9 protein-coding genes are annotated in these 14,432 nt (G+C 41.0%); 2 read left to right on the plus strand and 7 right to left on the minus strand.

Annotated elements, in window-relative coordinates; translation table 11 throughout:
* Positions 1-9: 9 nt before the first annotated feature.
* Positions 10-2,151, plus strand: coding sequence for a S46 family peptidase (locus tag DWZ47_RS04230; protein WP_004311915.1), 2,142 nt, complete (start codon positions 10-12; stop codon positions 2,149-2,151).
* A 28-nt stretch (positions 2,152-2,179) separates the two neighbouring features.
* Here the strand turns inward: DWZ47_RS04230 and DWZ47_RS04235 are convergent, their stop codons facing one another.
* The gene (locus tag DWZ47_RS04235) at positions 2,180-3,046 is read right to left on the minus strand and encodes a DMT family transporter (protein ID WP_004302970.1); all 867 of its coding nucleotides are present in this window, start codon (positions 3,044-3,046) and stop codon (positions 2,180-2,182) included.
* Positions 3,047-3,189: 143 nt separating this feature from the next.
* On the opposite strand from DWZ47_RS04235, the gene DWZ47_RS04240 reads away from it, so the two are divergent.
* Entirely contained in the window at positions 3,190-5,847 is a 2,658-nt protein-coding gene (locus DWZ47_RS04240; protein ID WP_032856234.1) for a glycoside hydrolase family 78 protein, read from the plus strand.
* On the opposite strand, the gene DWZ47_RS04245 is transcribed toward DWZ47_RS04240, so the two are convergent.
* From DWZ47_RS04245 to DWZ47_RS04270, 6 genes are all read right to left on the minus strand, one after another.
* Positions 5,841-6,047, minus strand: coding sequence for a sugar-binding domain-containing protein (locus DWZ47_RS04245; protein WP_117512416.1), 207 nt, complete (start codon positions 6,045-6,047; stop codon positions 5,841-5,843). The genes DWZ47_RS04240 and DWZ47_RS04245 overlap by 7 nt on opposite strands.
* 558 nt (positions 6,048-6,605) lie before the next feature.
* Positions 6,606-8,540 carry a DEAD/DEAH box helicase gene (locus DWZ47_RS04250; RefSeq protein WP_008648935.1) on the minus strand — a complete coding sequence of 645 codons (1,935 nt, stop codon included), beginning with the start codon at positions 8,538-8,540 and terminating at the stop codon, positions 6,606-6,608.
* Between the two features lie 115 nt (positions 8,541-8,655).
* Complete coding sequence (locus DWZ47_RS04255; protein WP_117512417.1) at positions 8,656-9,723, minus strand: tyrosine-protein phosphatase; 1,068 nt, start codon at positions 9,721-9,723, stop codon at positions 8,656-8,658.
* Between the two features lie 163 nt (positions 9,724-9,886).
* A complete protein-coding gene (locus tag DWZ47_RS04260) occupies positions 9,887-11,356 on the minus strand; it encodes a glycoside hydrolase family 125 protein (protein ID WP_074638950.1) in 1,470 nt (489 codons plus the stop codon).
* A gap of 35 nt (positions 11,357-11,391) precedes the next feature.
* The gene (locus DWZ47_RS04265) at positions 11,392-12,555 is read right to left on the minus strand and encodes a glycoside hydrolase family 76 protein (protein ID WP_004302988.1); all 1,164 of its coding nucleotides are present in this window, start codon (positions 12,553-12,555) and stop codon (positions 11,392-11,394) included.
* Between the two features lie 214 nt (positions 12,556-12,769).
* The gene (locus DWZ47_RS04270) at positions 12,770-14,386 is read right to left on the minus strand and encodes a DUF6377 domain-containing protein (protein WP_117512372.1); all 1,617 of its coding nucleotides are present in this window, start codon (positions 14,384-14,386) and stop codon (positions 12,770-12,772) included.
* Between the last annotated feature and the right edge of the window lie 46 nt (positions 14,387-14,432).

Consider the following 14,432-nt stretch of genomic DNA (forward strand, 5'->3'; position numbering starts at 1 on the left):
AATAATAATATGAAGTTCAGACTAACCGTCTTGATAGTCTTTTCTCTCTGTCTGTCGAATGTATTTGCCGATGAGGGAATGTGGTTGTTGGGAAATCTCCGAAAGAATAAACAGACTGACCGGGTAATGAAAGAACTTGGTTTGCAGATGCCTGTGAATAAAATATATGATCCGAAGAAACCATGTCTGGCAGATGCTGTTGTCAGTTTTGGAGGCTTCTGTTCAGGAGTGGTGGTTTCCGAAGACGGTCTGGTGTTTACCAATCATCATTGTGGCTTTAGCAGTATTCAGCAACATTCTTCAGTGGAGCATGATTACCTGAAAGATGGCTTCTTTGCACGTAGTCTTGAGGAAGAACTGCCGAATCCGGAGTTGTATGTTCGTTTCCTGCTTCGTACGGAAGATGTTACTAAACGCGTATTGTCTGCCGCCCGGCATGCTAAAACGGAAACAGAACGCCGTGTAGCTGTTGATTCGATTATGAATGTAATCAGTATGGAAGTCTCCGAAAAGGATTCTACATTGACTGGTATTGTAGATGCTTATTATGCAGGGAATGAATTCTGGCTATCTGTTTATCGTGATTATAATGATGTCCGCCTGGTTTTTGCACCTCCTTCTTCTGTCGGGAAGTTCGGATGGGATACGGATAATTGGATGTGGCCGCGTCATACGGGCGATTTCAGCGTATTTCGTATCTATGCTAATGCCAAGAATGGTCCGGCGGATTATTCTCCTGAAAACGTCCCTTATCATCCCGAATATGTAGCACCCATTTCTTTGGATGGATACAAAGAAGGTTCTTTCTGCATGACGCTTGGCTATCCGGGCAGTACGGAACGTTACCTTTCCTCGTATGGTATCGAAGAGATGATGAATGGAATCAATCAGGCAATGATTGATGTACGGGGAGTGAAACAAACCATCTGGAAACGGGAGATGGACCGTCGTCCGGATATTCGCATTAAGTATGCTTCAAAATACGATGAAAGCTCCAATTATTGGAAGAATAGCATCGGAACGAATAAAGCCATCAAGCATTTGAAAGTGTTGGAAAAGAAGCGGGTGGCTGAAGCAGAGCTTCGTAACTGGATTCAGTCTCATCCGGAAGAGAGAGAGAAACTGATTCGTTTATTTTCTTCTTTAGAGTTGAGTTATAGTAATCGCCGTGAAACCAATCGTGCGTTGGCTTATTTCGGTGAATCGTTTATAAATGGTCCCGAGTTAGTGCAGCTCGCTCTTGAAATTCTCAATTTCGACTTTGAGGCGGAAGAGAAGTTGGTGATAACCCGCATGAAAAAGTTACTGGAGAAGTATGATAATCTCGATCTTTCCATTGATAAGGAGGTTTTTGCTGCCATGCTCAAAGAGTATCAGTCGAAAGTGGATAAAAAGTTTCTGCCTGCTATGTATGAGAAGATAGATACGCTCTACAACGGGAATATTCAGACCTATGTAGACTCTTTGTATGCAACTTCCAATATAACGTCTCCTAAGGGCTTAAAACGTTTTCTGGAGCGAGATACTACATATAATCTCATAGAGGATCCGGCTGTTTCCTTGAGTCTGGATTTGATTGTGAAGTATTATGAGATGAATCAAAGCATTTCCGAGGCTTCCGAGCAGATAGAGGAGGGGGAGCGTTTATTCAATGCAGCCATGCGCCGTATGTATGCTGATCGTAATTTTTATCCGGATGCCAACTCTACCATGCGGCTTAGTTTCGGAACGGTTGGAGGATATACTCCTTTTGATGGGGCCACTTATGATTATTACACAACCGTGAAAGGCATTTTTGAGAAAGTGAAGGAACATGCGGGTGATATTGACTTTGCCGTTCAGCCGGAGTTGTTGAGTTTGCTTTCTTCCGGTGATTTTGGAAGATATGCCAATGCGCAGGGAGATATGAATGTTTGTTTTATCTCCAACAATGACATTACAGGCGGTAATTCCGGCAGTGCCATGTTTAATGCCAAAGGAGAATTACTAGGCTTGGCTTTTGATGGCAACTGGGAAGCAATGAGCAGTGATATCGTATTCGAACCAGATTTGCAGCGTTGCATCGGGGTAGATGTGCGGTATATGCTCTTTATCATAGAGAAATACGGTAAGGCAGCCCATCTTATTCAGGAATTAAAAATGGGTCGATGAAGTAAATATTCCGATGAAACCGCATTTTTTATCGTTTTAATATAATAACGATTACGGCAGCGATAATCAGTGCAATACCTACACCAATGCTTGTGGTGAAGGCTTCCCCGAAAAGAAAGATACCTACACATACAGCAGTTACCGGCTCCATAGCTCCCAACACAGAGGTGAGTGTGGAGCCGATGCTTTTTACGGCTCTTACTAGAGCAAGATTAGAAACTACGGTAGGGATTAAAGCTAATAGAATCAAGTTGCCGGCAGTATGCCATTCGCTGATGGGTTGAAGCTGGCTGATGGTTTCCGTTCCGATAAAAAGGAGAATACCTCCGAATAGGAATACATAGAAAGTAAGCAGTAGCCCTTTCATCTGTCCAATCTTTAATTGGCTCATTGTGACGAGATAAAGCGCATATCCGAGTGCCGACAGAAGAACAATGAAAAGTCCCAGGAAAGAAAAGCTCCCCGTTTTTGTATCTCCGCCGGATAAGAAATAAACTCCTGCCACTGCGGATGCAATGGCAGCGATCCGCCAGCCGGACTTCTTTTCTTTAAAGAAGAGCATCATGATTAACGTGGTAAGCACCGGATACATGAAATGAATAGTGGTGGCAACTCCGCTAGCCATAAACTTATATCCCCAGAACAGGAATACGGCAGACATTAAATAAAGAAGCGCAAGAAGAAACAGGGAAGGAATGTCCTGCCTCTTGATGCGAAATGATTGACCATTCACCAATAAGATTCCGCCTAACGCCAGACAGGCAAACAGGAAACGATAGAAAAGTATCGATTCAAATTGCATCCCTGCTTGCATGGCAGGAATGGTAAATAGAGGGATAAGTCCAAAAGAAGCCGATGAAAGCAGCCCATATAGTAAACCATTAACTTTATTCATAGTCAAGTATATATTCGGGCCGCAAAGATATAGCTTTTTTGAGGCAAGTAGATAAAGCGTCCATACAATATTTTTCGTAAATTAGCACGCGATGTAAATATGGCATCCGATTGAAAGAAAATACAAACTAATTTTTGGATAAAATGAAACGATTGACACTATTACCGGGATTACTATTTTTAATGCTGCAAGCAGCATTTTCACAAGAGTCAGGCAGCTGTAAACCAGTGAATCTGGTTTGTGATTATTTGGTGAATCCCTTGGGAATAGATAATCCTGCTCCCCGGTTATCATGGATGCTGAATGATGCTCGAAAAGGAGCACGGCAAACAGCCTGTCAAGTCATCGTAGACAAAGACTCTCTTGAATTGATTGCAGGGAAGGGAACTATCTGGGATTCGGGCAAAAAGGACTCCGAACAGATTCTGATTACCTATTCCGGACAGGAACTTCGTCCTTTTACCAAGTATTATTGGAGAGTGAATGTATGGGATAAGGATGGAGTGAAATCTTCTTCGGATATTAATAGTTTCGAAACGGGCATGATGGGGATGGAATACTGGCAAGGGGCTTGGATTAGCGATAACAAAGATATTAATTACCGTCCTGCTCCCTATTTCCGGAAAGTGTTTGATGCACGAAAGAAGATATGGTCGGCAAGGGCATATATTGCCGTAGCAGGTTTGTATGAACTGTATATCAATGGTGAGAAGATTGGAAACCACCGGCTGGACCCGTTATATACCCGGTTTGACAGGCGTAATTTCTACGTTACTTATGATATTACTTCCCAAATACAGAAAGGGAAAAATGCGATTGGTGTGTTGCTGGGCAATGGATGGTATAATCATCAGTCAATGGCCGTGTGGGACTTTCATCGTGCACCTTGGCGTAACCGTCCTGCTTTCTGTATGGATGTGCGGATTACTTATGAGGATGGTTCTGTTGAAGTCGTTTCTACGGAGCGGGACTGGAAAACTTCATCCGGCGCATTGATCTTTAATAGCATTTATACAGCCGAGCATTACGACGCCCGTTTGGAACAGAAAGGCTGGAATACCGTGAACTTTGACGATTCTAAATGGAATGGAGTAGGATATAGGGCTGTTCCTTCACAGAATGTGGTGTCACAACAAGTGCAGCCGATTCGTGCAGTAGAAACGATCCCCGTAAAAACCTGGAAGAAACTTAATGACACAACGTATGTATTCGATTTTGCCCGCAATATGGCAGGAGTCACCCGCATTAAAGTGTCCGGGGAAGAGGGAACTGTAGTGAGACTGAAACATGGTGAGCGGTTGTATGACAACGGACGAGTGAATACGTCAAATATTGATGTGTATCACCGCCCGGTAGACAACTCCGATCCTTTTCAAACGGACATCCTCGTTTTGAGTGGAAAGGGAGAGGATGAATTTATGGCACGATTCAATTATAAAGGTTTCAGATACGTGGAAGTAACAAGCACTAACCCCCTTGTATTGAATGAGAATAGTCTGACTGCCTACTTTGTGCATAGTGATGTTCCGCAGAAAGGGACGATTCATACTTCGAACGCACTTATCAACCGTCTTTGGTGGGCAACAAATAATGCCTATTTGTCCAACTTGATGGGGTATCCTACCGACTGCCCCCAGCGTGAAAAGAACGGATGGACAGGCGACGGTCATTTTGCTATTGAAACGGCATTATACAATTATGACGGTATCACTGTTTATGAGAAATGGCTTGCCGACCATAGAGACGAGCAACAGCCCAATGGTGTACTTCCCGATATAATTCCTACAGGAGGCTGGGGATATGGCACGGATAATGGACTGGATTGGACAAGCACTATCGCTATTATTCCATGGAACATTTATATGTTTTATGGCGATCATAAACTGTTGGCAGACTGTTATGAAAATATAAGGCGGTATGTAGACTATGTGGATCGCACCAGTCCGACCGGATTGACCTCATGGGGAAGAGGAGACTGGGTGCCTGTTAAATCACATTCTTCCAAGGAACTGACCTCTTCTGTCTATTTCTATGTGGACACCAAAATACTTGCCAATGCCGCAAAGATGTTTAATAAAACGGAAGACTATAAATATTATTCTGCTCTTGCCAATAAGATAAAGAACGCGATTAATGACAAGTTTCTGAATAGAGAAACGGGCATTTATGGTAGCGGCGTTCAGACGGAACAAAGCGTTCCTTTGCAATGGGGCATTGTTCCCGAAGAGTTGAAGAGAAAAGTAGCCCGGAATCTGGCAAAACAGGTGGAAGCAGCCGGCTTTCATTTGGATGTAGGTGTGTTGGGGGCAAAAGCTATATTGAATGCGTTAAGTGAGAACGGTGAAGCTGAAACGGCTTATAAATTAGCTGCACAAGACACTTATCCATCATGGGGCTGCTGGATTGCCAATGGTGCTACCACATTACTGGAGAACTGGGATTTGAATGCCACACGTGACATATCGGACAATCACATGATGTTCGGTGAAATTGGCGGATGGTTCTATAAAGGATTAGGTGGGATCTTCCCTGACCCCGAAAATCCCGGATTCAAACATATTCTTCTTCGGCCTAATTTCCCCAGTGGATTAAATGAGTTCGAAGCCAGATATCAATCACCTTATGGGGAAATCTGCTCTAAATGGGAACGTAAAAAGAACCGTATTGTCTATCATGTAACTGTTCCGGCAAATAGCACTGCTACCTTTTATGCACCCGACAATGTGAAAGGAGAGCGTGCAGTAAATTTGGAAGCAGGAAAACATATCTTGGAATTACCTATAAAGAGAGCTGTTTATTGAATGTCTTTCGATTGGTAATCCTGGTTGCTGTTTACCCAGATGTAAAAAACTGCTTCTACACCATTGAAACGGATGAATATATCTCTCCCCTTCCATGAATCGGGCAGAGTGAAATCCTTCCGATAGCTACCTATCGGATTGGGCATGGAAGCGAAAGTATAATCTGCCGGACGAGGCTGGATGACATTGGGCCACTGCACTCCTTTGCTATAATCGCAGAATGGATAGATCACGTTACAATAGAGAGGTTTGTCCCAATTTCGTGCTTTTGTATAGCTGCTTTATAACTAATAGATGGAGTGTTTTGAAATAAGAACTTGACAAACGACTTTTTATTTTGTATCTTTGTGATCAGAAAAGAAACTTATTGATTGGAAATTATGTGTATGAATAGTATAATATTAGAACAGAGTTGCCGACGATTTACCTCTCTTTAGAAGAAGAGGAAATTTATTATATACTAAAGGTTGCAGACTTTTGATGAGTTTGCAACCTTTTTTGTTGTATAAAATTGAATTGTTTGCAGTAGATATACTTCTTATCGTTTTTAATAAATAGGAATACCGTTTATTAAAAACGATAAGAAAGTTTATTAGAAACACAAAAGTAGATTCTGTATGAACAGTTGTCTTTTTTCAATAAGATAGAATAGGGATAATGTTGTTCCTTCTCATTAGAATGTCAAGATGGTAATTAGTTGTAACATAAAGACCTCTGACTAATAATGTACAAATCTACGGATTATGCTTGCTTCATATTTATTTCTTCTTAGGTTTTCTACGTGCCCATCCTTCTTCGCTGAAGTCAGGTTCTTTATCTTTAAAAAACTCCTGCCAGTCATCTTTCTTTTTCGGACCGCGAGCATCAGAGTATCCTCGCTCAGCACGACTAGGCTTATCTTTTTTTGTTGACTTTGAGTCTTTTGCAGAAGCATCTTTCGGTTTTCTATCCTTATTTTCATAGCGCGGTGCACGTTCGTCGCTTTTGCCGCCGAATCGTTTACCTCCCTTGCGCTCATTTGAACCGTTTTCACGTCCTTTTCCGTTTTCTTCACCGGCACCGGCAATCTCAACAACTACCTTGCGTCCGTTCCATTTAGCCCTATTCAGCGCCTTGATTACATTTGTCGCTTCCTTTTCCGGCACTTCAAAGAAAGAATAGTTCTGCATTAGGTCAATACGTCCCAACTCGATACGTCCTCTTGTGTTACTATTTAGTAGTCCGATAAGATCGCTAGGGAAGAAACTGTCTGTTTTACCCAAATTGATAAACAGGCGGTTAAAGCCCGGTGCAGCTTGGCGGCTTCTTTTTTCGAAACCACCTTCTTTGCGGTCACCCCGTCCGGTACGTTCTCCTCTGATGTCAGTCGGTACTTCTATTTCTGCACGGTTGCGATAATACTCGGCGAAACGGTTGAATTCGTGAGAAACCATTCGTTTAATCAGGTCCTCTTTGCTCAACCATTCCAGTTTACGATAGATTTCCGGCATAAAGTCAGCAATCTCTTCCTCGTTTACTTTTACTTTTTCGAGATCATCAATAACCTTAATCAGCTGCTTCTGACAGATTCCTGCTGCTGTTGGCATTTCTCCGACAATGAATTTTTTGCTGATAATCCGTTCAATTTCTCTCATCTTTCCTTTTTCACGGAGGTTGATGATGGCAATGGAAGTTCCTGTTTTTCCGGCACGTCCTGTACGTCCGCTGCGATGTGTATAACTCTCTGTATCGTCTGGTAATCCGTAATTGATAACATGCGTCAGATCGTCTACATCAAGTCCGCGGGCAGCCACGTCAGTTGCCACGAGCAGTTGCAAGTTGCGGATGCGGAATTTCTGCATAACAGCATCCCGTTGTGCTTGAGAAAGCTCACCATGCAAAGAATCGGCATTGTAGCCTTCTTGCATTAATTTGTCTGCAATTTCCTGAGTCTCTTTACGGGTACGGCAGAAAATGATACCGTATATTTGTGGGTAGTAATCGACGATACGCTTTAAAGCTTCGTATTTGTCTTTAGCCTGTACGGTATAAACAACGTGTTTAACGTTGTTGGTACTTTCATTCTTACGGCCAATAGTGATTTCTTTCGCATTGCGCAGGTAATTTTTGGAAATGCGTGCGATTTCCGGACTCATTGTTGCGGAAAACAATAGAGTGTTACGTTCCTGCGGTACATCAGCCAGAATGGCGTTGATGCTTTCTGTGAACCCCATATTAAGCATTTCGTCCGCTTCATCCATTACTACATTGTGGATGGTAGACAAGGAAACGGTTTTGCGTTCCATCAGGTCCAACAGGCGTCCGGGTGTAGCTACAATGATGTGTACTCCTCGTTTGAGGCTGCGTATCTGGCTGTCAATAGAAGAACCACCATATACAGGTAATACTTTTAGTCCATCAATGTATTTGGAATAGTCGTTCAAATCTCCTGCTATCTGGAGACAGAGCTCGCGGGTAGGGCAGAGGATAAGCGATTGTGGAATTCTGTTTTTTACGTCAACTTGTTGGAGCAAGGGCAAACCGAATGCGGCTGTTTTACCTGTTCCTGTCTGTGCAAGAGCTACTACATCATTATTTTCTCCTAAAAGGTACGGAATCACTTCTTCTTGTACCGGCATGGGATTCTCGTATCCCATTTCTTCAATTGCTCTACGTATCTCCGGAGAAACGCCAAGCTCTTCAAATGTCTTCATTAAATCTCTGTATATCTTTTATTTCGGCTGCAAAGATAGTTAATTTAGTTGATAATGAATGATTGATAGTAGATAATTATTATAGACGCCACCCTATTTTATCACTTATCAACTATTAATTATCAGTTAGTAAGATGCTGCGTAACTGTTCAATTTCTTCTGCAGAAAGTCCGATTCCCTTTTTCAGATAGGTCTGTACGCTCCCGTATTCAGCCTCAATCTGTTCTTTGGCAGCGTTCAGGAAATCTTCTTTTGCAGAGTAGATGGTTGTAATGGCTTCTTGCGAATTGACCGATAACTTATATGCATATTGAGAAGCTTTGGGAATATTAAAATAGTCATTACTCAAACGATAGTCTTCCATAATGACGTCTTCGTTGACTCCAAGAGCGGCAAGCAATAAGGCGGAAACGACCCCTGTACGCCCTTTCCCGGATGTACAATGAATCACAACCGGATAATGAGTACGGTCGAGAAGGACGGTGAACAGCTTTTTGAATTCCTTTTGGTAGTTTATAACTAATTCCCGATTCATTTGTTCTACCAAACGATAAATAGTGTCACTTTTTATCTTCTCTTCCTGAATTCCTTGCAGAATTTCTTCCATGTTCCCTGTGAGAATAGGGATATGTATGATATTAAATTCATCATCATGCAATTGCGGGTAGTTGTGGCGTTCATTTTCAGAACGTAAGTCTATGATTGTCCGTATCCCCATATTCTTAAGTTCCTGGCGTGAGCAGGGAGGAATGCTGTCTATTTGTGCGGAACGGTATATCATTCCCCAGCGAAGAGATTTGCCAGTACTGGCAGATTCATATCCTCCTAAATCACGGAAATTCTGTATGCCGGGGATGTTAATGTTGCGGGTGGCCACTTTAACCCGGTATTTGTTATTAAATACCATCAAGTAGTAATAACGTTGAGACGGATCGTTGGTTACGATTGTCATTTTACCACTGGAAATGTTTGCCATTGCAATGGGAGAATCTTCCGGAATAGCTTCAGGAGAAGTAGAGGTGTATACTTTTACCTGTCCTTTTAATACCGGTGCTGTTTCCCATTTGATAATACAGTTTCCTACGTTATTTTCTTCACATACCACAGATATAGCAGGTGATGTGCCAGAACATGATGGGAGCACTAATAAAACAGTAAGCCAGCTTAACAGGTTTCTATACATAGTTTCTTTGTCTTGAATCGTATACTGCAAAGATAAGAATTACCCGAAGATGTGGTAATTCCTTTGCTATAATTAGCCAAAGTTAATAGTAATTTACGTGTTAAAAAAGGGCGCTTCTTCGTTATAGAAGAGCGCCCTGAATGAGAAGTAATCTAAGTTTGCTTTATTGAATATTGTTCAATAGATCTATTTTTCCTTCGTTGACCAACTTTAAAATGAGCTCACCAAATAAGGTGTTTTGCCATGCAAACCAGGCGCGTGTGAAGTTTTTAGGGTCATCCTTATGGAAAGATTCGTGCATGAATCCTGTTCCTGCATCTGTATCCATCAGCATTTTTATGCAAGACTTAATTTCCTGGTCGTCCTGACTGGTGAATGCCTTCATCATGATACTCATAGGCCATATCATATCATAACCGATGTGAGGTCCTCCAATACCTTCTCCTGCCTTTCCTTTGAAGAAGTAGGGGTTGTCTTTGCTCCATACAAAACGACGTGTGTTTTGATAAATAGGATCGTTGATGTCTACATCTCCCAGATAAGGCATTGCCAGCAGGCTTGGTACGTTGGCGTCGTCCATTAAGAGATGATTTCCGAATCCGTCTACTTCAAAAGCATAGATTGTACCATATTTAGGATGATTGTAAGTTGCATATTCTTTTAATGCGGTTTCTACTTCTTGTGCCAAATCTGTGCACTGTTTCGCCAGACTGGTGTTTTTGTTTACAACATTCAGAATTTCCGCAGCTTTCTTTAGAGAAGAAACAGCGAAGAAATTAGACGGTACGAGGAACTGTAAAGTGGTTGCATCGTCAGACGGACGGAAAGCTGAAACAATGAGTCCGACAGGATTTACAGGAGCACCTAGACCGTTATTGTTTAATGTGTCGAGTGCGCGTTCTGTCTTACGCTGGAATTTATAGGGACCCACTCCCTCTTTGCGCTGTTGTTCCTTGAAAGTTGTCAGTATGTTGGCGATGGCCTGTATCCATTCATTATCAAAGATGCTTGCATCACCGGTTTCTTTCCAATATTGATAGGCCAGACGTAATGGATAACATAAAGAATCTATTTCCCATTTACGTTCGTGCAGTTCCGGTTTCATATCGGTCAGGTCGGACATCCAATCTCCTCCCACAGCCCCATCATTGAAAGCATTGGCGTATGGATCGATATTTATACATTTAAATTGTCTGCGTATCACTCCTTCGAGCATTTTCTTCAATTCCGGGTCTTTATTCGCTAATTGTATATAAGGCCAAACCTGTGCTCCTGAGTCACGTAACCACATGGCATGGATATCTCCTGTGTAGACGAAAGTATCAGGCTTACCGTCTGTTGTACGGTAATGAACTGTTGTCTCAAGGGTATTTGGAAAACAATTCTCGAACATCCATGCCAATTTTTGATTAGTAAGTAGCTTTTTCACCCTGATGATTTCTGCTTCCACGGCTTTTGATGTAAAAAGACGCTTGTTTACGGGTGGACGATTACTTTTATAAGCGGCAATTTCAGCTGCTTGATTGACCACATTGGTATGATCCTTAGCCAGGATAAGTTCTGTAGCTTTGGCAGGACCTCCCATTAATAGGGTGGTCGTGATGATACATATTCCGATATTTCTTTTCTTCATATCTCTATTGTTTTTAAGAGGGTTATTAAAAGTGATTATTGCAAATTGATTCCGCCTAGTCTTCCATACATTTCTATGAAAGCAGCTTGTGTCAAGAGCCATTTTTTCTCGTTTTTATCTGTGCCGCTCCAATCTGTCTGGAACAAGCCTCGTTCATCTCTGGCATGATGCCATGCGTAATCAAGACTTCTCTGGAAATCGGTTAGATAAGTCTTGTTATGGTCTATCTGATAAAGTTCAATAAAGCCTCTAAGCATAACGGCTGTGAACCAAATATTTCCTTTTTTCAGTAATTGGAATGTTTGTCCGTCTGGAGAGGTGAACTGAGTGAAGAAGTGCTTGTGACACGCTTCTGCTATATTTTGTGCATCTTCCAGATAACTTTTCTGTTTGGTAATTTGATAGAGTAGGGCAGCTGCCTGCATCATTTGTCCACTGTTATAGGCAAATTTGGCACGACCGATTTTCTTGTTGAGTGAGATGTTGTCAAAGTATAGATGATCTTTTGAGTCTTCCAGGTTCTTTTTAGTCCATTCGTATAACTCTTTTCCTTCTTTTAAATAGGCATCATCTTGAGTAGCTTGAAATAGTTTGAGAGCGAATACGGCTCCCGGTGCATTAGAACAAGTATTTTTAGATTCCTTCTTTTGTTCGCACCAGTAGACTCCTCCGCCGAGTACGTCATCTTTACCACTAAGGATAAACTTCCATATTAGTTTAGCTTTCTCCAGATAAGCTTGTTTTCCTGTCATTCGATAAGAATCGGTAAAATCGATACCTAACCAGACGTTATCATCATAAAAACGATCGGAGAGAGGTTGGCTGCTGATATAAGATGAGTAAGCGCATGGTTCCCTTCGTGTGTCGAAATACTCTTCTAATCCGGGTAGTACTTTGTTTTCCAAAAGTTTTTTATACTTCTTATTTTCAGTGCTCTCCAGTAGTGCATTTACCGCAGAGAACGTGCCCGAATACGGCCAAAGGTAGGAATATTCATTGCGTCTTTTTGCTTGTTCTTCTGATGCCAGATAAGTTGCCTTATTGTCTTGGTCAAAAGGATAATTCTCACGTAACAGACAAGTGTTGGGTGCTGCATAGTTTTGGTAAAGAGCATCCAAAGTTTGCTGTGCTTTTTCTATGTTAGGATTTGCGTTTGCAATGGTGAAAGCACAAATAACATTAAGTAATAGGCCGTTCATAATTTTTTATTTAAGTGGTGTTTATATAAATAGTAATTTGAATGAGTTCGCAGGTTTTATTGTGACTCTACAAAAATACCTTATTTCGGTTACTTTTTAAATGGGGAGTGAGCAGATTGTAAATGATTGTTTGGGGTATGTTACTGATAATCAGAGAGTTTTTGATCGGAGAGTCTCTGATAAATGTAAATGATGCTGTATGATTAATACACTGTTATTCCCGGATTTGTTGTCCGATTCGAGCTACTTTTTCTTCAAATTCATTCCGGTCTCCATTTGCTTTGATCCGCATTTTTGAGCGGTAATTATAGATGGTCGATAATGAGTACTGTAAGAAATGAGCTATTTTCACACTGTCTGTAATTCCCAGTCGGATAAGTGCGAAGATCCGTAATTCGGGTGTTAAGAGTTTGCCGGGTCCTGGAATGATTGCATTTTCCGGTAAAAGCAATGCGTTAAAATCTTCGACGAAATTCGGAAAGAGATTCAGGATTGCTTTGTCGAAGTTATTATAAAATTCAGCCAGATCTTCTTCTGTATTGAGAGAGGAGTGGAGGAAAGAGGTTACTTTCTTTATATCTTCACTTTTGGCTATTTTGAGTGCTCTTTTCTTAAAATTGGCAATTTTACTGATATAACTGGTATATTGTTCCATATACAGCCCTACATATTCTTCTTTGATTTTATTGTTATCTGCCAATATTGAGTTCATTTGTTGTATTTCGTAAAGATGATAAGACAAACTCTCATTAGCTTGTTCCACTTTACCTTTTTGTTTTTTCAGTTGTACGGACAGGATGAATAGCAGAATGCAGACAATGCATAATGCAATGAGCAATGCCGTTATGATGATAAATTTATGTTTCTCCTTTTCTTGAAATGCCTTATCTATGAAAAGGTACATATCTGAGGCTTCGATGGTGTTAATTCTCGCATTACATAGGATAGCGTCCTCCATTGCATTTTTCATATATTTAGATGCCCGGTCTATGTCCCCACTCTCAAAGATCAGCTTGGCTAATATTTTTAAAGAGAGGTTTTCTCTAGCTCCATTTAATACATCAGAAATGGCGGACATTGCGAAATACTTAATCGTATTCTCACGATCATTTTTACCTTGATAGGCAGATGCCAGAGAATATGCTATGATTCCGGCATTTCTTGAATAGGGTGTATAACTTTGATAAGTGCTGTCCAGTATATGAATAGCATCATCATACTTTTTATGGAAAAGAAGAGTTGGTGCGGTCATAAAAGCTCGTACATTCGTTGGGATTTCTTTGCATTGGAGCAGCGAATCGCGATAGATTTGTGCTATCAGATCATTTTCTTGTGAATCGTCCTCGTTGGAAGCAAAAGCTTTCTGGTGATTGTAGATCGTGACCTGTCCAAGAAAATATTCGGCTTTGAGTCTAGGAGATAGTTGCTCTTGTTGCATCGAATTGGTAATCGCCAGAGCTTCTTTGAAAAAGCCCATCGAAGATAATATTCTTGAATAATCCAGTTTAGCTTCAATTAAAAGTTCTTTGTCATTACTTTCTTGAGCGAACCTGTTCATGTGGATGGCATAGGCTAAAGCGGAATCTTTTTGGAAAGATGAATACTCAAAACAAAGAGACTGTGCTGTCCCAACTTTCTTTCGAATATCCCTGGATTGTCTTAATATTATTTTCAGGCTGTCTATCTGTCTTTGCTTTTGTTGGGTATAACTAGCTTTGTTTTGTAGAGATTTATCTAATACTTTTAACAATGTTTTTACTTCATCGTTTGCTTTTGCTGGTAAACTGATGAAGATAAAGATTATCAATAGAGGTAAAATAAATCTTTTCATATATTAAGTAAGATTGCTTATTGAATATGGTTGTTTGCAAAGATAA

The organism is Bacteroides sp. AF32-8BH (genome assembly GCF_003435205.1).
GTDB classification, from domain to species: Bacteria; Bacteroidota; Bacteroidia; order Bacteroidales; family Bacteroidaceae; genus Bacteroides; species Bacteroides ovatus.